The organism is Myxococcus sp. AB025B (genome assembly GCF_006518215.1).
GTDB classification, from domain to species: domain Bacteria; phylum Myxococcota; class Myxococcia; order Myxococcales; family Myxococcaceae; genus Myxococcus; species Myxococcus fulvus.
Map to the genome: position 1 here is coordinate 58,090 of NZ_SRLW01000001.1, position 19,970 is coordinate 78,059.

Annotated in this window: 11 protein-coding genes and 1 pseudogene; 8 read left to right on the plus strand and 4 right to left on the minus strand. The window is 70.9% G+C overall.

Annotated features, from left to right (window positions below; genetic code table 11):
- From purD to FL311_RS00230, 4 genes are read left to right on the plus strand one after another with little or no spacing between them, the layout of a single operon-like run.
- The gene (gene purD, locus FL311_RS00215; protein WP_141322770.1) at positions 1–1,266 is read left to right on the plus strand and encodes a phosphoribosylamine--glycine ligase; all 1,266 of its coding nucleotides are present in this window, start codon (positions 1–3) and stop codon (positions 1,264–1,266) included.
- Complete coding sequence (locus tag FL311_RS00220; protein ID WP_141322771.1) at positions 1,263–2,372, plus strand: LptF/LptG family permease; 1,110 nt, start codon at positions 1,263–1,265, stop codon at positions 2,370–2,372. The genes purD and FL311_RS00220 overlap by 4 nt, the downstream gene beginning before the upstream one ends.
- Positions 2,369–3,484, plus strand: coding sequence for an LptF/LptG family permease (locus FL311_RS00225; protein WP_141322772.1), 1,116 nt, complete (start codon positions 2,369–2,371; stop codon positions 3,482–3,484). Before FL311_RS00220 ends, FL311_RS00225 begins: the two co-directional genes overlap by 4 nt.
- Before the next feature lie 13 nt (positions 3,485–3,497).
- Positions 3,498–4,802 (plus strand): O-antigen ligase, encoded by a 1,305-nt coding sequence (locus tag FL311_RS00230; protein ID WP_305036136.1) that lies wholly within the window; start codon positions 3,498–3,500, stop codon positions 4,800–4,802.
- A gap of 171 nt (positions 4,803–4,973) precedes the next feature.
- On the opposite strand, the gene FL311_RS00235 is transcribed toward FL311_RS00230, so the two are convergent.
- Positions 4,974–6,044 (minus strand): glycosyltransferase family 1 protein, encoded by a 1,071-nt coding sequence (locus tag FL311_RS00235; RefSeq protein ID WP_141322828.1) that lies wholly within the window; start codon positions 6,042–6,044, stop codon positions 4,974–4,976.
- A 127-nt stretch (positions 6,045–6,171) separates the two neighbouring features.
- Between FL311_RS00235 and FL311_RS00240 the strand changes: the two genes are divergently transcribed.
- A complete protein-coding gene (locus FL311_RS00240; protein ID WP_141322774.1) occupies positions 6,172–7,314 on the plus strand; it encodes a glycosyltransferase in 1,143 nt (380 codons plus the stop codon).
- Between the two features lie 218 nt (positions 7,315–7,532).
- Positions 7,533–8,927 (plus strand): undecaprenyl-phosphate glucose phosphotransferase, encoded by a 1,395-nt coding sequence (locus FL311_RS00245; protein ID WP_141322775.1) that lies wholly within the window; start codon positions 7,533–7,535, stop codon positions 8,925–8,927.
- Between the two features lie 97 nt (positions 8,928–9,024).
- Here FL311_RS00245 and FL311_RS00250 read toward each other — a convergent pair whose 3' ends face one another.
- Entirely contained in the window at positions 9,025–10,965 is a 1,941-nt protein-coding gene (locus tag FL311_RS00250; protein ID WP_141322776.1) for a serine protease, read from the minus strand.
- Positions 10,966–11,450: 485 nt separating this feature from the next.
- On the opposite strand from FL311_RS00250, the pseudogene FL311_RS46230 reads away from it, so the two are divergent.
- Positions 11,451–11,672 (plus strand): annotated as a pseudogene (locus FL311_RS46230) (hypothetical protein); the annotation flags it as partial.
- A gap of 44 nt (positions 11,673–11,716) precedes the next feature.
- On the opposite strand, the gene FL311_RS44855 reads toward FL311_RS46230, so the two are convergent.
- Positions 11,717–12,274: a hypothetical protein gene (locus FL311_RS44855; RefSeq protein ID WP_228556594.1), complete on the minus strand. Its 558-nt coding sequence runs from the start codon at positions 12,272–12,274 to the stop codon at positions 11,717–11,719.
- A 3,331-nt stretch (positions 12,275–15,605) separates the two neighbouring features.
- Between FL311_RS44855 and FL311_RS44865 the strand changes: the two genes are divergently transcribed.
- Positions 15,606–16,838: a general secretion pathway protein GspE gene (locus FL311_RS44865; RefSeq protein ID WP_228556593.1), complete on the plus strand. Its 1,233-nt coding sequence runs from the start codon at positions 15,606–15,608 to the stop codon at positions 16,836–16,838.
- A gap of 179 nt (positions 16,839–17,017) precedes the next feature.
- Here FL311_RS44865 and FL311_RS00260 read toward each other — a convergent pair whose 3' ends face one another.
- Positions 17,018–19,807, minus strand: coding sequence for a vitamin B12-dependent ribonucleotide reductase (locus FL311_RS00260; protein ID WP_141322778.1), 2,790 nt, complete (start codon positions 19,805–19,807; stop codon positions 17,018–17,020).
- Positions 19,808–19,970 lie beyond the last annotated feature (163 nt).

Sequence of the window (19,970 nt, forward strand, 5' to 3'; positions counted from 1 at the left end):
GTGGATGTGAAGGTCCTGTTGCTGGGTTCCGGAGGCCGTGAGCACGCGCTGGCGTGGAAGCTGTCGCAGAGCCCGCGCCTGACGCGGCTGTGGTGTGCCCCGGGCAACCCGGGCACCGCGAAGCTGGCCACGAACGTGCCGGTGAAGGCGGACTCTCCGGACGAGGTGGTGGCGCTCGCGAAGCGCGAGTCGGTGGACCTGGTGGTGGTGGGGCCGGAGGCGCCGCTGGTGGCGGGAGTGGCGGACGCGCTGGCGAAGGCGGGCATCGCCTGCTTCGGACCGGTGGCGGGCGCCGCGCTCATCGAGGGCTCCAAGGCCTTCGCCAAGGAGATCATGGCCGAGGCGGGCGTGCCCACGGCGGCCTTCCGGACCTTCACGGACGCGGCGGAGGCGGAGGCCTACGCGGTGGCGCAGGGCCGCATCGTCGTCAAGGCGGACGGGCTGGCCGCGGGCAAGGGCGTCATCGTCGCGCATGACGTGGAGGCCGCGCGCGAGGCGGTGCGGGCCGTGGCGGCCCTGGGCTCGTCGGGTCAGCGCATGGTGCTGGAGGAGCTGCTCGAGGGCGAGGAGGTCTCCGCCATGGCGCTCTGCGACGGCGAGCGCTACGTGATGCTGCCCCTGTCGCAGGACCACAAGCGCGTGGGGGATGGCGACACCGGTCCGAACACGGGCGGCATGGGGGCCTACAGTCCCGCGCCCTTCCTGGACGCGCGGCAGCTGGCGGAGGTGGGCGAGAGCGTCATCGCGCCCACGCTGGCGGTGCTGCGTCGGCGCGGGCTGGCGTTCCGGGGCGTGCTGTACGCGGGGCTGATGCTCACGCGGAGCGGGCCCAAGGTGCTGGAGTTCAACGCGCGCTTCGGAGACCCGGAGACGCAGGTGTTGATGATGCAGCTGGGAGAGGACCTGCTGCCGCTGGTGGATGCGTGCGCGCGGGGGCAGCTGGAGTCGAGGCCGCTGGTGGCCGCGTCGGGCGCGTCGGTGGGCGTGGTGGTGGCGGCGGAGGGTTATCCCGAGTCACCGCGCAGGGGGCAGCGCATCGACGGGGTGGACGCGGTGCCGGCGGACGCGTTGGTGTTCATCGCGGGCGCGGAGGAGCGGGGTGGGGCGCTGGTGACCAGTGGCGGACGCGTGCTGACGGTGTGCGCCCGGGGCGAGGACCTGGCGCGGGCGCGGGAGCGCGCCTACGCGGCGGTGGAGGCGGTCCGCTTCGAGGGCATGCACTTCCGTCGGGACATCGGCGCGAAGGGGCTGAAGGCGACGTCGTGACGCGCATCTCGCGTTATCTGCTCAGGGAGCTGCTGGTGCCGCTCGGTGTCTGGGTGGCCTTCATGTTCCTGCTGCTCTTCGTGATGCAGTTCCTGCGGGGCACGGACGTGCTCTTGGGTTCGTCCGTGACGCTGACGGACCTGGGGCGGCTGGTGGCGTACCTGACGCCGCACTTCCTGATGATGGCGCTGCCCATCGCCTTCCTGCTGGCCATCCTGCTGGGGCTGGGGCGGCTGGGCGAGGACCGCGAGCTGACGGCGCTCCAGGCGTTGGGCGTGGGGCCCTCGCGGCTGCTCGCGGCGCCCATGGGCATCGCGGTGGCGCTCAGCGCGCTCATGCTGCTCATCACCTCCACCGCGCAGCCGTGGGGGCTCACCGGCGTGAAGGCGCTGGTGAGCGAGGTCATCCGCAAGAACGTCGTGGGCGACGTGAAGTCGGGGACCTTCTACGAGGACCTGAGTGACCTGACGCTGTACGCGGAGAAGGTGTCCGCGGACGGCAAGTGGACGAATGTGCTGCTGCACGATGACCGTGAGGCGAGCTCGCCCCTGCTCGTGCTGGCGCATCGCGGGCAGGTGGGCACGTCGAACAGCGGCGAGGTGCTGCGCTTCGCGCTGGAGGACGGCGAGGTGCACCGCTCCGGGCGCGCGAGCGAGGACTACAGCGTCATCCACTTCGATGGCGCGGAGATCAGCGTGGGCGTGGGCGCGTCCATGGGCAAGCGGGGCCGCTTCACCTCCGCGAAGGAGGAGCTGACGCCGGTGGAGTTGATGCAGGCGGCGAGCGAGGCGGAGGCGCAGGGCGGCGACGCGCGAGGCTTCCGGATGGCGCTGCACAGCCGGTTGGGAGGCGCGCTGGCGCCCATCGCGTTCGCGCTGTTGGGCACGCCGCTGGCCATCGGTCGGCGTCAGGCGGGCCGGGCGTGGGGCTACCTGCTGACGCTGGGCGGCTACGTCCTGTACTACCTGCTCAGCCGGGCCTTCGAGCAGCTGGGGCAGCAGGGCAAGCTGCCGGCGGCGCTCGCGGGACAGCTGGCCAACGTCGTGTTCATGGTGGTGGGGGCGGTGGCCATGTATCGGGTGAGCCGCTCGGGGACGGTCCGGTGAGACTGACGCTCTTCGGCTATGTGCTGCGGACGTACGTGCGCTTCGCGCTGGGAATCCTCGGCGGACTGGTGCTCGTGTTCGTGGTGGTGGACTTCGTGGACCGGGCGAAGACGTACACGGGCCCGGGCTGGGTGACGGACGCGGCGAAGCTCTACGGCTACAAGGCGCTGATGGCCGTCCAGCAGCTGGGGCCGGCCGCGCTGCTGTTGGCCGCGGGCACCACGGTGTCCGCGCTGCGCAAGCAGGGGGAGGTGACGGCCATCCGCGCGCTGACCTTCGGCCCCTCCGCACTGTACATGCCGGTGCTGGCGTTCGGCCTGTTGGCCTGCTCGGGCCTGGTGGTCTTCGACGAGGTCGTGGCGACCCACGCCGGGCGCCGCGTGGACGAAATCACCACCCAGCGCTTCAACCGCTGGGGGGACTGGCGCTTCTACTACACGCCGAAGCAGTGGTTCCGCCGAGGCGACCGCATCTTCTTCCTCCGCGCGGGCAGCGCGCAGGAGGGCTTCCAGGATGTGTCCATCTTCACCCTGTCGCGCGAGTTCGAGCTGCGAAGCCGACTGGACGCGGCGCGCATGGAGTGGCTGGACGGCAACCGCTGGCGACTGACGGGCGTGGTGGAGCGCACGTTCAGCGGGGAGCAGGACACGGCGGTGACGAGCCTGCAGAGCGCGGAGTACGAGCTGGGCATCGCCGCCTCGGCCTTCCGCATCCGGCCGGGGCGTCCGGAGCAGATGCGCGTGCGGGAGCTGCGCGAGCAGATCGTCGCCCGGCGCGAGGTGGGGCTCGCCACCAAGCAGTTCGAGCTCGCGCTGCACAACCGCTTCGCCTATCCGCTGGCGGCGCTGCCGGCCGCGCTGCTGGGGGTGGGGCTGGCGCTGCGAAACAGCCGCAAGGGCCACCTCACCGCCGCCATCGTCGAGGGCCTGCTCGTGGCGGTGGGCATGTGGGGCCTGATGATGGTGTGCCGCACGTTGGTGCTGACGGAGCGCCTGTCACCCCCGGTGGCGGCGTGGACACCCCCCGTCATCCTCGTGCTGGTGGCCGCCGCGCTCTGGCTCCGTCGGGAGGGGTTGCTTCACGTGCCCCGTCGCTGGCTCGCCGTGAGATAGCGTGAACCTCCTCATGGACCAACCCTCCCAGCCCCGGCTGGAGATTCTTCTTCGTCGCGTCGTGGCCGGAGTGCTGCTCGCCTGGGCCGTGGGTCTCGTGCTGGCGGAGGTCGTGCTGCAGGTGGCCGCGTCCGCCGCGGTGCTGCTCTCGCTGGTGCTGTTGGTGAAGCGGAGGCTCGTGCTCGCCAGGGACGTGCGCGCGTATGTCCTGGCGAGCGTGGCCTTGTGCGGGTGGCAGGTGGTGTCGCCCGCGCTCGCGCTCATGACGGGCGCGGCGGCGGCGTGGCCGCGGAGCTCTCGCTACGGGCAGGTGCTCGACTCGGTGGCGGGCGCGGCGGTGGCGTGCGTGGGCTCGGTGGGGGTGCCCTGGTTGGCGCTTGCCGGGACGGTGTTGGGCGGGTGGTTGTTCGCGGCGGGCCTGGGCGTCTTCCAGAACCGCGTGCGCTGGCCCTGGGAGCCCCCCGCGTTCCTGAAGCTGAACCTGGCCCGGCTGCACGAGAACTTCGGCACGGAGGCCTCACCGCGCTACGCGGCGGGCGGCATCTTCTTCCACCGGCTGCGCTTCGCGCACGGCGCCATCGCCGCGCTGGGGCCCGCGCTGGCCATCCTCGGAGGCTCCGAGGTCGCGCGCCGTCGGCTGCTGGCGGGGGTGGTGGTGCTGGGCATGTTGGTGTCCATCTACAACGCGTTCGCGCGCGCGGCGCTCGGCGCGGCGTTGATGGTGAGCGTGGTGGCGCTGCTGCTGCTCGTGAGCGGAATGGCGCGCAGGGTGGGGCTGGGGCTCATCGCCGGACTGATTGTCGTGGTGCTGGCGTCTCCGGCGTGGCGCGCGCGCCTGGGGAAGGCGGTGGACAACATCTACGGCGGCGAGCGCGAGCTGGCGATGACGGTGGGTTGGAGCCTCGTCCAGGACCACCCCTGGGTGGGCGTGGGCTTCGGCAACCACAAGGCGGCGGTGCTCGCGCGGCAGGACGAGTCGGGCATCACGGACCTGCTGGCCACGGACTCGCACAACCTCTGGCTCACGGTGTGGGCCGAGACGGGGCTGGTGGGGCTGGTGTTGATGCTCACCGTGCACGGCCTGTTGGGCTGGGCGCTCATCCGTCGACACCGCGCCGGGTCGATCGCGGCCACCGGCGCGCTGTTGTCCTTCGTGGGCTTCCACATCCTCGCGCTCGTGCACTACCTGCCGTTCCATTCCAGCGTGCACCTGTCGTTCGCGCTCGTATGGGGATTGGGGTTGTGTGAGGGGAGTGGGGTGCTTCGCGGCGCGGCGCCACATCGGCCCGCCGAGCCGGCGCCCGCCGCGCACGAGTGAGGACCAGGCGGCGCTTCGTGTCGCCGCTCTGCCCCGGCCTGACGCGAGCCGCGCGTCGTCGCGTGTCAGGGCTTATCCATGGCTCGCGCCATGAATCGCTTCGAGTCCGCGTGAGGACCAGGCGGCGTCGCACGCGGGAGGCGACGTGCATGCGTGACGTGAGCCGAGCCTTCAGGTCACCGAGGGTGCGCGGTTCTCGAGGGCGCGCCGGTACACGGCGACGGTGCGCCGAGCACACTCGTCCCAGGTGAAGCGCGCGGCGCGCTCTCGCCCCAGCTCCATCAACTCCGCGCGCAGCGCATCGTCGCGCAGGACTCGCAGCGTCGCCTCGCGCCAGGCGTCCGGGTCATCCGGAGGCAGTCTCAACGCCGCGCCTCCCACCACCTCGGGCAGCGCCGTCGCGTCCGCCGCGAGCACCGGGCACCCGGTCGCCATCGCCTCGAGCGCGGGCAGCCCGAAGCCTTCGTACTTCGAGGGCAACAGCAGCGCCGCCGCGGCGCCATAGAACAGCGGCATCTGCGACTCGGGCAGCTCCTCGAGGTCCAGGACGTTCTCGTGCAGACCCAGCTCGTGCGCCACCGCGCCCTTGCCGGCCAGCAGGACGATGGGCACCGGCAGGTCCGCGGCGAAGTGGCGCAGCAGCTCCAGGTTCTTGAACCGCTTCGCGTTGCCCACCGCGGCCACGTAGCGCGCGGGCAGCTCGTGCCGCTCGCGGAACGCGCGGGCCTCCACCGGGGACGGCGGCTGGAAGCTCGGGTCCACGCCGTTGTGGATCACCTGCAGCCGATACGGCGACAGCCCCAGGTGCCGCGCGAGTTCCTCGCGGGAGAACTCGGACACCGTCACCAGCGCCGAGGCCCGCCTCGCGCGGGGGCCCACCACCAGCCGGTAGTAGAGCGCCTGCGCCGGCGTGTACTCGTGGGCGAGCGCGAGGTGGTTGGCATCATGCAGCGTGGCGACCAGCGGACCGCGCCAGAACAGCGGCAGCGAGAACGACGTGGCGTGGAAGACGTCCGGTGACAGCTTGGTCAGCTCCGCCGCCAGCGCGGCCTGCTCCACCGGCGAGAGGAAGCCCGCGAGCGAGCGGTGCAGCGGCATCCGGGGCGCGAGCACCCCCAGGCCCGAGGGGAGCCCCTCGGGTGGCACCAGCGCGGAGAAGCGAAGGTCCGGCGCGAGGAGCGGCACACGTCGCGCCAGCTCCAGCGCGTAGCGAGCGATTCCATGCAGCCGGCCGCGCACCATGCGCAGGTCGAGGAGGACTTGAGCCACGCTTCCCGCGTACCACACGCGCGGCCCTCGTGGGGGCAGGCAGCCACCTGCTTCATGTTGCTGGCCGTGCACGGCATGGGGGGTGCTAGAAGCCGCCCTCGTGAAGGTCGCCCTGGTCCACGATTGGTTGGTCACCCACCGCGGGGGGGAGCGCGTGCTCGACGCGCTCTGCGAAGCACTGCCCGACGCGGACATCTACACCCTCATCCACCAGCCGGGCACCCAGTCCCCCGCCATCGAATCCCGGCGCATCTTCACCTCGTTCCTCCAGCACATCCCCGGCGTCCACACCCGCTACCGGCACCTGCTGCCGCTGATGCCCCAGGCCATCGAGTCGCTGCGCCTCCAGGGGCACTACGACCTGGTGCTGTCCTCCAGCCACTGCGTGGCCAAGGGCCTGCGCGCGCCCGCGGGGGTGCCGCACCTGAGCTACGTGCACGCGCCCATGCGGTACATGTGGGATTTGTTCGACGACTACTTCGGCCCCGGCCGCGCCCGGCTGCCCGTGCGCGCGGCGGCGCACGCGGTGCGGCCCTGGCTGCGGCGCTGGGACCGTGCCTCGGCGGCGCGTGTGGACCGCTTCGTGGCCAACAGCCACCACGTCGCCGGCAAGCTCCAGCGCTTCTGGGGACGCGAGGCCACCGTGGTGCATCCCCCGGTGGACCTGGAGCGCTTCACCCGGTCGCCGCTGGAGGGCGGGGGACGCGGCGGATACTTCCTGTGGCTCGGCGCCTTCGCGCCCTACAAGCGGCTGGACATCGCGCTCGAGGCCTTCCGCGAGCTGGGCGTTCCCCTCTGGGTGGTGGGCACCGGCCAGGAGGCCGCGCGGCTCACCTCCGGCGCGCCGCCGCCGAACATCCGCTTCCTGGGCAACGTCTCCGATGACGCCCTGCCGTCCTTGTACCGGGACGCCCGCGCCCTCATCTTCACGCCCGAGGAGGACTTCGGCATCACCCCGCTGGAGGCCCAGGCCACCGGCCGCCCCGTCATCGCCTTCGCCAAGGGCGGCGCGTTGGAGACGGTGAACAGCCGCACCGGACTGTTCTTTTCAGAACAGACACCCGCGTCGTTGGCGGAGGCCGTCCGCCGCTTCGATTCCTGGGAAGCGAGCTTCAGTCCCCGAGAGGCGCGCTCGCGGGCCGAGCGCTTCAGCCGCCAGTCCTTCCAGCAGGCGATGCTCCGCGAAGTGGAGTCGCTCCTCAGCCTGTCGACGAAATCCACAACCCGCGCCACGGCGGTGTGACGCGGCTGTCATCCCCACCTCCGTCTTTCATCGACGGGCCGTGTCCTCTGCCCACCATTGTCCAGCCGGGGCGGAGGTAACCCATTGGTTTCACGCGTTTTTCCGTGTTAGGAGGCCGTCTCGTCAGAGGGAGTCGGGCAGGACGCGTGCTCGTCGGACCAGGGTGCGAGTCTTGCAGTGGGGTGGCGCCCCGTTGACCAGGTTACAGGAGTCCAGGCGTGTTCAGTCGTCTCCAGCGCTTCTACACGTCCATCAAGGTTGTCGCGGACATGGTGATGCTCGCGCTGGCGTTCGCCTTGGCGTACGCCACGCGGTTCTCGGGCGTCGTCCCCGTCACGGAGGGCATCCCTCCCTGGGAGGACTCGTTCGTCTTCCTGCTGATGCTGCTGGTCATCTTCCCGGTGACCTTCAAGCAGTCGCGGCTGTACGCGGCCATCCGCTCCCGGACGAACACCGGTGAGGTGTTCGAGGTCTTCAAGTCCACCATCACCGCGACGCTCATCCTGGTGGCGGTGACCTACTTCGTGCGTGAGCGCTACTCGCGCCTGACGCTGGTCATCTTCGTCGTCTACGCCTTCGTGCTGGTCACGTGCAGCCGGCTGGCGTTCCGCTACGTGCTCAGCGAGGTGCGCCGGCGCGGCCACAACCTCAAGTCCATCCTCGTCATCGGCGCGGGGGAGCTGGGTCAGCGCGTGGTGGAGACGGTGGAGGTCCACAAGGAGCTGGGCTTCCGGGTGACGGGCCTGCTGTCCCTGCGGCCGGAGAAGGTGGGCCAGTACGTCAACGGCGTGCGCGTGATTGGCCACGTGGGCGACGTGGAGCGCGTGCTGGACGCGCACCCGGTGGACCAGGTCATCCTCGCGCTGCCGCTGCAGGAGCAGGCCCACGTCAAGCAGCTCATGGAGCAGCTGGCGCTGCGCACCGTGGACGTCCGCGTCGTCCCGGACCTCTACCAGTACATCACCCTGTACGGCGGCCTGGAGGAGTTCGGCGGCCTGCCCATCATCCGGCTGCAGGGCGACCCGATGGAGGGCTGGAGCCGGGTGGCCAAGCGGGCGTTCGACATCCTCTTCTCGCTGCTGGCCATCCTCGCCACCTCGCCGCTCATCCTGGCCACCGCGATCGCCGTGCGGCTGACCAGCCGCGGGCCGGTGCTCTATCGCCAGGAGCGCATGGGGATGGACGGGCGCACCTTCTCCATCCTCAAGTTCCGCACCATGCGCGTGGACGCCGAGCACTCCGGGGCGATGATGGCGCGCAAGGACGACCCGCGCCGCACCGTCATCGGCACGTTCCTGCGCAAGTACTCGCTGGATGAGCTGCCGCAGTTCTTCAACGTGCTGACGGGGGACATGAGCCTCGTGGGCCCTCGCCCCGAGCGCCCCGTCTTCATCGAGGAGTTCAAGCGCCAGATTCCGCGCTACCACCTGCGGCACAAGGTGAAGGCGGGCATCACCGGCTGGGCGCAGATCAACGGCCTGCGCGGCCAGACGTGCATCGAGAAGCGCATCGAGTACGACCTGTACTACATCGAGAACTGGTCGCTCCTGATGGACCTGAAGATCCTCGTGCGCACCGCGCTGGGCGGCTTCCTCTCGAAGAACGCCTACTGACGTCGGGAGGGCGAGCGGGCCTCGGAAATCCGAGGCCCGGGGCCGCGCCGGGCCGTGGAATTCCGAGAGCCCGACGCACCGTGGAACCGGACCCGCGCTACTGGAGGTTCCAGACCACCGTGCCGCTGCACGTCCCGCTGGTGTAGCAGCCCGCGCGAATCTGGACCGTACCGTTGGCGGTGGCGGTGTAGCTCACGCTGGAGCCCCGGCCCCCGCACGCGTCATCGTTCGCCGCGACCTGCGCCCCGTTGCCGTAGAGGCGCAGGAAGGTGTCCCCGCTGAAGGACGTGTTCGGCAGGCCGCAGGTGGCCACCAGGAGCGTCTGGCCCGCGGCGACGACGACATCCCGGTTGGTGGTGTTGCGCTGGGCGCTGTCGGTGTTCGTCCCGTTGTACTGGAAGGTGCCGGAGGTGGGGGGCGTGGGGGGATTGCCTCCGCCGGAGACCTCCCACACCACGGTGCCGCCGCAGCTCCCGTTGGCGTAGCAGCCCGCGCGCACCTCGTACTCTCCGGTGGCGGTGGCGACGTGGGTGATGCTGGAGCCGCGGCCTCCACAGGCGTCGTCGTTGGCGGCCACGGAGGCGCCGGACGGGTTGTGCAGGCGCAGATAGGTGTCCCCGGAGGTCTTCGCTCCCGTCAGGCCGCAGGTGGCCACGGTGAGCGTCTGGCCGGCGGTGAGGGCGATGCGCTTGTTCGCCGTGTTCTGCTGGGCGTCGTTGGTGTTGGAGGCCGTGTACGCGAAGGAGTTGGCCGGCGGAGGCGGCTCCTCCGGGGGCGGTGTGCCGTCCCCGTTCGGGTTGGGGCAGCCGGCGGCGGGCAGGGCGCACGTGGGCAGGTTCGCGCCCAGATGGCTGATGACGGCCTGGATGGGCACGCCGCGGTTGGGGCAGTTGGCGCAGTGGTGCAGTGACACCACCAGGTGGTCGCCGTGGCCAATCACGGGCGAGCCCGAGGAGCCGCCCTGCGTGTCCGCGAAGTAGCCCACGTCGTTGGGGCCGCCGGACTGGCAGGACGGCTCGTTGAGGCTGTAGACCTCCGCGAAGCCGGACGCGTCCGAGGCGTCCGTGGAGGCGACGGCGATCTTCTTCCCGTACCCGGCGGGGTGCTGCGGGACGTAGATGCGCTCGTTCACCACCGCGCCCGAGCCGCGAAGCTGGAGGTAGCCGAAGCTGTTGGTGGGATTCACCGCCAGCCGCACCAGCGCGTAGTCACGGGGCGCGTCCGCCTGGACCAGGGTGCCGCCGGAGATGACGTGGCCGGGGCAGCCGAACCAGCTGCCGCAGCTCGTGGCGCAGCTGGAGCCCTCCGCCATGAACTCGAAGTCGGTGTTCTGCGCGTCGCTCGCGGTGGCGATGCAGTGCTGGTTGGTCATGACGTGGCCCTGGCTGCCCACGAGCCAACCGGTGCACGCGCTGGAACCACCGATGAGCAGGCGCGCCACGGGGCGGGCGCGGCCGTGGATGGCGGGGTCGCTGGCGGCGTAGCAGGGCGCCCAGCGCGAGTCGTCCGCGCCACACACGGCCTTGTTCAGCTCGGAGGTGAAGCCCATCTCCTCGTTGGTGTAGCCGCGCGCGAACCGGTCGATGCTGTAGCCGTGCTGGTTCAGGATGCCCTGGCGGCCGGGGTGGTCCGCGCTGTGCAGCTCGATGATGGCCGTGTCGCCGGGGATGTGCAGGGCCCAGAAGCCGTCGCGAGCGCCCGGGTGGCGGTTGTCGTAGCGCTTGGAGCGCGAGCCGTCCGGGGCGCGCACCACGACGAAGTCGCCCTCCGCCAGCTCCAGCCGCTCGAAGTGCGCGGCGATGTACGCGGCCCCCGGGTGGGTGATGACGTCGGTGTGGAGCGGACCGCTTCGTGTGCGCAGCTCCGGGGTGGCGTAGGGATGGGCCGACTCGAAACGCCGGTGCACGTCTTCGCCGACCTTCGTGGCGCGCTGGGAGGCGGGCGACACGCTCGCCTCACACACGGGCGCCGAGGCCAGCGCCGCCGGCGCGCTGAGCGACAGCGCGGCGACGAGACCTGCGAGCTGGAATCGTTTCATCGGTTCTCCTGCAGGGGATGGGACTTCGCAGCGTGGGCTGCACGCACCGTTATAGCGGTTGTCACTTAGGGCCCCGATTCGCAGTTGAGTACCCGGTTGCAACAAGGCGATGGGATGTGGGCCTGGCGGCGTTTGCCGGGAGCAAGGGTCCTGGACGCGGAACTGACACTGTCTTGGGGGGAGGGCAGGCAGGTTGGGCGCCCGTCTGATTTCACACGGAGCGCGATTGTTGCCGCCGGGTTGTGTGCGAGGTACCCGCGGACCTGGGCGAAATGACGCGAGGGCGCACGGGGGCCGGTCCGGTGTGGGGCGAAGCCGTCTAGACTCCGGGGGGCATGGCCGAAAAGCTCGGAGCAATCCTGGTCCGCAAGGGCCTCCTCTCGCAGGCGCAGCTCGACGAAGCCCTGAAGGCACAGCTCATCTACGGTGGGCGGCTGGGCTCCATCCTCGTCGAGCTGGAGATGCTGGACATCGACACGCTGGCGATGGTGCTGGGGGAGCAGACCCGCTACCCGGTGGCGCAGGAGGCCGACTTCGAGGCCGTCACGGACGCGACGCTCACGTTGCTTCCGGCGGCGCTCGCGGAGAAGCACCTGGCCTTCCCGCTGGGACAGGAGGGGCGCCGGCTGAGGGTGGCCATGGCGAGCCCCTTCGAAATCCAGCACACGGACGCGCTGGGGTTCATCACGGGCCTGCGAATCCTCCCGCACATCACACCCGAGCTGCGGCTGTTCCATTACCAGGCCCAGCGCTATGGCATCCGGCGCGAGTCGCGCTCGTTGAGCATGGCGACGGCCCGGCGGTTGGCTCCGGCGCCGCCGCCTCGTCCCGCGGCTGCGCCCGTGCAGACGCGGGGCGGGGTGGTGGCGCAGCCCGAGTCTCCGCCCCCGCCCGCGCCCGTGCGGGCCGCTCCGGGGACGGAGGGGATGTTCGGTGGATTGGCGCCCGGGCAGTTCCTGAGTGACGACTCCGACGACGCGACGACGGAAGAGACGCCGTGGACGGGAGCGAGCCCGGTGCTGGCGCCGACGGGGGGGCTGCTGGGGGATGCGTCGGAGGCGCCCGCGGCGGTGGTGACGAAGTCCGGGCCACCGGTGCTGGGGCCCGCGGCGTCGGCCCGGCCTCCGGAGCCGCCCCAGTTGGTGTCCGTGGACGCGGCGCGAGGGGCTCGGCCGTCGGGGCCTCCGCCTCGGCTCGCGCCGGCGGAGCCGCCTCGGCTGGCTCCAGCGATTCCTCCCGCGCCGATTGAGGAGGCGGAGGAGATCGAGCCCGAGGAGGAGTTCGAGGCGGCGGAGGAGATCGAGCCCACCGAGGAGCTCGATGTGGTGGACACCGAGGAGGTGCTCGAAGGGGTGATGGAGGAGGTGGTGGAGACTCCCGCCCCGAGGAGCCCGGTGCTCGCCGGCAACCCCGAGGGACAGGGGGGACCATCCGCTCAACCGCCGGGCATGGTGTCGCGACAGTCCGCGGGGCAGTGGTCTCCGGTCCAACCTCCGGGGTTGGCCCGGGCGGTGGGGCCTGGTGGCGCGGGGCTGCCTCCGGTTCGTGGACCTGGAGCCGGAGGCGCACCCGTGGAGCCGCAGGCGCCGGTGTCTCCGGCGATGGCCGCGAGATCGCCGTCTGCTCCCGGTGGAGTCGTGGAGGCGGCTGCCTCGGGACCGCAGGGTGGGGTTCCTTCGGGGATGGGATCTGCGGCGCGGCCGTCCGCTGCCGCGGGTGGCATTTCCGAGCCGGCCGTGGCGACGCAGGGGACGGTGCCTCCGGGGCCCGTGGCGGGACCGGGAGCGCGGCCGCAGCCGGGCCTTGGAGCTCCGGTGGTTGCTCCGTCCGCGGGGCCTCAAGGCGCGAAGCCGCCTGCGTCACCGGGGTGGGGAACCGCCGCCGCGCCAGGTGCAAGGCCTCCTCCGAACACCGGCGCGCCGGGTGGCCCAGGGGCTGTCCCGCCGGGGCTCGCGAGTGCTCGGCCATCGGGGGTGGGTATTCCCGTCGTGCCCGGTGCGCAGGGACCTGTTCCTCCTGGGATGAGCGGAGCGAGACCTCCGTCGAGCGCGGGCATGGCCGCGGTTCCTGGCCCTGTGCATCCAGGGATGCCGGGTGGACCGGGCCCCGTGGGGCCGCCTGGGACGCCGGGTGCGCGTCCTCCCTCGAGCAGTGGAGTGCCCTCGGTGCAGGGGGCTGTCCCGCCCAGGGCGCCTGGAGGTGGACCTGTCGCCGGTGGACCTGGTGGGCCCCCTGGAATGATGGGGGCCCGGCCTCCGTCGAGCAGCGGCATGCCTTCCGTTCAGGGCGGGCCTCCTGTTCCGGGGGGACCTGGAGCGGGAGGTCAGGGGCTGCCACCTGGAATGGTGGCGAGACCCGCGCAGGGAGTGGGCGGGGCGCCGCCGATGCCTGGGGCCGTGCCTGCTCCGGGGGCGATGGGGGGACCTGGCTCCGCACCTCTTGGGATGATGAACGCTCGGCCTCCGTCGGGGCCCGTGCCTCCTGGGATGACGGGGGCACGGCCTCCGTCGCGTACGGGAGTTCCCACGGTGCCCGGGCCTGTGCCTCCTGGGATGGGACCTCGTCCTCCGCAGGGAGCGGGCGGTCCGGGACCGCAGGGGCCAGTGCCTCCCGGTGTCGTGGGGACGCGTCCTTCGAACCCAGGCATGCCGAGCTTGGGGGCCCCACAAGGCCCGGTGCCTCCAGGCATGTCGGGTGCGCGCCCTCCCTCGGGAACGGGCTTCCCCACGGTCCCCGGACCACCGCAGGGTGCGATGCCTCCCGGAATGCAAGGGGGACGACCTCCCTCGATGTCCGGAGGACCCGGAGCGCCACCGCCTCCAGGAACGGTGCGTCCGCCCCAGCCCATGGGCGGCATGAATCCCGAAGTGGGCGGTGCAGCGCCGCGACCGCCGATGGGGCAGCCGCCTCCGGGCATGAAGGGAATCGTCGCGCCACAACCTCCGGGGATGGCGCCAAGAGGAGCGCCACCGCACTCGGCCGCCAGCTCCGGTCCGTCGAGCATCGGACCGGCAACACCTTCGGTCGGCGATGTCTCGCGAGCTCCTCCGAGCGCGCTCGATGCGCGCGCGGAGTCTGAGTCGGGTCCGGAGACTCTCTCCACGGAGGACAGCAAGTCCGCCTCGGGCCCGGATGTCTCCGTGGCCGGAGCGCTTCTTGATGGAGGTGCGCTCGAAGTCTCCGGCGAGGTGCTCAGCGCTCGCGAAGGCAGCAAGGCGCAAGCCTCGGATGGCTCCGTGGTCTCCGCGGTTCGTGAGGGAGGAGCACCTGCTGTCTCTCAAGCGGGGCACAGCGCTCTCGACGCTGGGCCCGCGAAGGCCTCCGAGGTCTCGTCGGTTCGCGAGGCAGCCGCACGTGACGTCTCTCCAGCGGCGCTGGGTGCTCTCGACGATGGGCCTGCGCAGGTGGCGGGACTCGCGTCGTCGAACACGGAGAGTCTGGACGATGCGGTCGCCGCAGCGAGTCCTCCGGCGGCAGCGGGCTCGGCTCCAGCGCTGAACGTCGACGCCGCGAGCGACCTGACACGGGGTGGCGTGTCGGAGGAGGAACTCTCTTCTCGGGAACGTGCCACGGAGAAGTCGCCGCAGGCCACGACGTCCGACGTCTCCGAGTCACCGTGGAGTGAGGGTGACGCGGGTGCTCGAACCGAGCCTGCGCCGAGCGACGAAGTCGCCTCGCACGAGACCGTCGCCAAGAGCCCTGAGCCGTTGAGCGGATCGCAGACGCACCTCGCGCAACCCGGTGTGGTGGACGAACGCATCGAGGCACGTGAGAACGCGCTGGTTGATGTGGTTGAGCCCGCCTCATCGAATGAGGCCGGTGCCACGTCGCGCGCGGCCCACCCGCTCGAAGGAGAGGGCGCGGCTGCGACGACCGATGTGCCGGTCCCCGCCCGACTCGAGGAACACGTCGCTCCCGCGGACGCAGCCGCACCGTCGTCTGAGGATGCCCAGGCGGTTCGGCTCTCCACTCCTGAAGATGTCAGGGAGGACGCGGTGGTGGCGCCGTCCACCACCGGCTCCGACGCGCCGACGCTGGACGGGGCCGCACCAGCGGGTGTCGAGACGGTTTCGGACGTGGCCCTCGCCTCGGTGATTGCCTCCGCGCCGTTCGCGGTCGAATCGCAGACAGCGCAGGGTCGTTCGCTCCAGACGGTCGAGGTCGAGTCGAGCGCCACGGCTTCCGACCGTGCGCCTTCAGCGCATCACGTGGCGGAGGGTGTCTCCGGGGCGGACGGCCGCATCACCGGCCAGGACGCGAGCCCGCTTGATGACTGGGGTGATGTCGCGCAGCCGGAGTCGAAGGTCACGGGGGCTTCCGTGGATGTGGAGCCTGCCGCGCGAGAGGCGAGGACCACGCCGGAAGAGCGCCGAGCTGTCGACGAGCCGTCCCAAACCGTCGCGCGGTCTTCCAGCGAGGTCTCCGGGCTCGAGCCGAGCGTTGAGGCCCCTTCCACCTCCACGCAGTCCGATGACAGCGCAGCGCCTGAGGTGCCTCTCGCATCGACCACCGGGTCGGCTGCACGAGCGCTCCAGACCGCCGCGCCATCGAGCGACGCGTCAGAGACGCGCAACGCGGAGACGTCGAGCGCTCCCGCGGTCCAGTCGTCCTCCGCGGTGGCCTACCTTGACGAAACCGAGGTGAAGCCTCACGCCGAGGTCCCGTCGTCACCGGAGGTCCCCGAGGCCGAGCACTCGGGCGCCTCCGCATCCGACAGCACGGAAGCGCCGTCGGTCGAACACTGGAAGCTCATGAAGGCAACGCTCGGTGACGCGAGCCAGGTTGCCCAGGACACGCCAGCCTCCGCGAGTGACGCGGGTGCGTCGTCCTCCCTGCCCGTCGAGGGCGACGTGGGGGAGACCCTGACCCTCGAGGCCGCGGGGACGATGCTCGCATCCCACGGTGAATCCTCCGGCTCCGCGACCGTGGCTTCGCCTCCCGTGGATCCACCGTCACCCAGTCCCCACTCGGGTGTCGAGGTGATTGCCCTGCGCGAGCCCCAGGTGCCCGACGCGGAGCCCACGCCCTCTGCGCCGCCCCCCAGGCCCGTCCCGCTGCGCCGCGCGGCCATCGAGTTGGACGAACTTCCAGCGGCGGACGATGCGCCGATGCAGCTCGCGTCCACGTGGGAGTTCGTCGGGTGGCAGGGTGCCGAAGGCAACGGAACCATCGGTCACTCGGCGGAGAACACGTGGGAGGACCGCGCGGTGGACCTCGAGGGCAACGCTCGTCCGGCGGCGCCAGCGGGCGCCACCACGGAGCTTCCTCTCGCCTCCGCCTGGGACTTCATCCAGCAGCCCTGGCAGCCCCAGGCCCGTGCTCCCTCGGAGGCACTGACGACGCTGCTGGCCGCCGCGGACGAGTCCATTCCAGACGCGAGCCCCGACGGCCCCAGGGTCTCCGCGGATCAGGTCCTCACGGCGCTCGATGACGTCGGCTCACAAGGCGTGTTCGGCAAGGTGTTGATCGCCTACTGCGCGGGTCGATTCCAGCGAGCCTTCCTGCTCGGGGAGAGCTTCGGGCTCGTGCGCGTCGGCCATGCATGGGGGCCGGGGAGTGACAGCCCCGCGGTGGCCTCGCTCAAGGTGGACCTGGAGGCCCCGTCGCTGCTCGTGTCCGCGCTCGGCCAGCTGGGGCCCAGCAGCTTCGATGCTCCGTCCTGCGTCCAGGACGAGGCCATCTTCGCCGCGCTCGGTGGTCCCACGTCACACCTGCTCGTCGTCCCCATCCGCGCCCGTGGGCGTCCCGTGGCGTTCGTCGTCGCGGATTCGGGAGGCGCGCAGGTGGCCACCACGACGCTCGACGAGCTGACGCGAGTGTCCGCGAAGGCCTCGGAGGTCTACGACCGGCTGCCCGCGACCCGGGCGGACTGAGCCACGCATCGTCCGCTCCCGCGCGAGGTCCCGCATCCACGGACCTCGCGCACCCCAAGCGAGCTCGGCGGCGGGCGTACCGCGCCACCCACGTGGCAGCCGCCGCGAGCGCACGAACAGAGAGGGCCCCGGAAGCAGCGCTCCGGAGCCCTCGAGTGCTTCAGCTCATCGCGTGAGGTTCAGCTGCAGCCGCTGGTCGCGCCGCAGTTGCCGCACTTATAGCAAGCGCCACTGCGGACCATGATGGCGCCGCAGGTGTGGCAGGGCGGGGCATCCGCCTGGTTGAGCCACGTCGCGCGCGTGTTCGTCGACGGGAGCGACAGCGAGGCCGCCTGGGCGGGCAGGGCGGGCTGCTTGGACGCGCCATCGGCGGGGGACAGGACCGCGTCCTCCACCAGGTCCTCGCTCGGCAGGAACTTCAGCTCGAGCCACCGGAAGATGTAGTCGGTGATGGACTTGGCGATGGGGATGGCGGGGTTGCCCGTGAAGCCGCTCGGCTCGAAGCGGGTGTGGCTCAGCTTGTCCACCATGACCTTCAGCGGGACGCCGTACTGGAGCGCCAGGGAGATGCTGGTGGCGAAGCTGTCCATCAACCCGCTGACCACCGAGCCCTCCTTCGCCATGACGATGAACAGCTCGCCCGGCGAGCCATCCTCGTACATGCCGACCGTGAGGTAGCCCTCGTGGCCGCCAATCGAGAACTTGTGGGTGATGGAGCGGCGCTCGTCCGGCAGGCGACGGCGCACCGCGCGAGGCTCCGGCTTCACGGCCGGCTCCACCACAGGGGCCGCCTCGGCCTTGCGCGTGTCCTTCACGCCGGCCTTCGACGTGTTGAGCGGCTGGGTGCGCTTGCAGCCATCTCGGTAGACGGCGACGGCCTTCAGGCCACGCTTCCACGACTCCATGTAGGCCTTCTCGATGTCCTCCACGGTGGAGTCCGACGGCATGTTGACCGTCTTGGAGATGGCGCCGGAGAGGAAGGGCTGGCAGGCCTCCATCATCTGGATGTGGCCCATCCAGTGGATGCTGCGTGAGCCGTTGGCGGGCTTGAAGGCGCAGTCGAAGACGGACAGGTGCTCGGGCTTGAGGTGAGGCGCGCCCTCGATGGTGTCGGCCTTGTCCAGGGCGGCGACGATGTCCTGGGCCTGAGTCTGGGGGTAGCCCAGCTTCTCGAGCGCCTGGGGCACCGTCTGGTTGACGATCTTCAGCATCCCGCCGCCGACCAGCTTCTTGTACTTGATGAGCGCGATGTCGGGCTCGATGCCGGTGGTGTCGCAGTCCATCATGAAGCCGATGGTGCCGGTGGGGGCGAGCACGGTGACCTGGCTGTTGCGGAATCCATGGACCTCACCGAGGGCGAGCGCCGAGTCCCACGCGGCCTTCTGCGCGGCGTGCAGGTCGGCCGTGACGCCCGCCTGGGGGACGCTGTAGGCGGCCTTGCGGTGCTTGCGGATGACACCGAGCATGGGCTCGGCGTTCTTCGCGTAGCCGGCGAAGGGGCCCTGCTTCTCGGCCAGTCGCGCGCTCATCGCGTAGGCCTCGCCGCACATCAGCGAGGTGATGGCGGCCGCGTAGTTGCGGCCCGCATCCGAGTCATACGGCAGGCCCGACGCCATCAGCAGCGCGCCCAGGTTCGCGAAGCCCAGCCCTAGCGGCCGGTAGTCGTGGCTGTTCTTGGCGATGCGCTCGGTGGGGTAGCGCGAGAAGCCGACGATGATCTCCTGCGCCATGAGCATGACGTCGACGGCGTGCTTGAAGGCGGCCACGTCGAAGTCACCCGCGATGTCGCGGAAGTGCATCAGGTTCAGCGACGCCAGGTTGCACGCCGAGTCGTCCAGGAACATGTACTCGGAGCACGGATTCGACGCGTTGATGCGCGCGGTGGCCGAGCACGTGTGCCAGCCGTTGACGGTGGTGTCGAACTGCATGCCCGGGTCACCGCACAGGTGCGCGGCCTCGGCGATCTCGCGGAACACGTCCCGCGCCCGGTAGGTGTCCAGGGGCGCACCGTCGCGCACGGCGCGCGTCTGCCAGGGACCATCCGAGACGACGGCCTTCATGAAGTCGTCGGTGACGCGCACGGAGTTGTTGGAGTTCTGGAAGAACACCGAGGCATAGGCCTCACCGTTGAAGGACGGGTCATACCCCGCCTCGATGAGGGCCCAGGCCTTCTTCTCCTCGGCGGACTTGCACCGGATGAACTCGAGCACGTCCGGGTGGTCCGCGTTGAGGATGACCATCTTCGCCGCGCGGCGCGTCTTGCCGCCGCTCTTGATGACGCCGGCGAAGGCGTCGAAGCCGCGCATGAACGACACCGGGCCGGACGCGGTGCCTCCGCCCGCGAGCAGCTCCTTGCTGCCGCGGATGGTGGAGAGGTTGCTGCCGGTGCCGCTGCCGTACTTGAAGAGCATGCCCTCCGTACGGGCCAGCGTGAGGATGGACTCCATGGAGTCATCCACGCTGTTGATGAAGCACGCCGAGCACTGGGGCTGCGCCTCCACGCCGACGTTGAACCAGACGGGGGAGTTGAACGAGGCCTTCTGGCGCAGGAGCAGGTGCGTCAGCTCGGCGTGGAAGGTCTCCTTGTCCACGTCCGTGGCGAAGTAGCCGCCCTCGACGCCCCAGCGGGTGAGGGTGTCCACCACGCGCGCCACCAGCTTGCGCACGCTCGTCTCGCGCTCGGGCGTGCCCGGCGTGCCTCGGAAATACTTCGAGGCGACGACGTTGGTGGCCAGCATCGACCAGGAGCGGGGGACCTCGATGTCCTTCTGCTCGAAGACGGCCTTGCCGTCCTCACCGGTGATGCTCGCGCTGCGGTACTCCCACGCCAGCTCGTCCGCGGGGTCCACACCCGGCGTCGTGAAGTAGCGCTCCAGGCCCAGCCCCGTCGAAACCCCCTTCGGCTTGCTGCGTGCCGCACGGCGCTCCTTGCCGTTGATCAGGGCCTTCGAACTCAGTTCCTTCTCCATGTCGCCACCCTCCGGGTTCACTCTGAGTTGGAATGCAAAATTTTGCGCAACGCTAAGCGCGCGAGATTCCGAAGGTTCCAGGGACGTCACGCGGGCGCGCGTGAGCGACTCCGGAGCAGGCTCGCGAAGCGTTGCTGGGGGCTCATCACCCCGGACTTCCGCT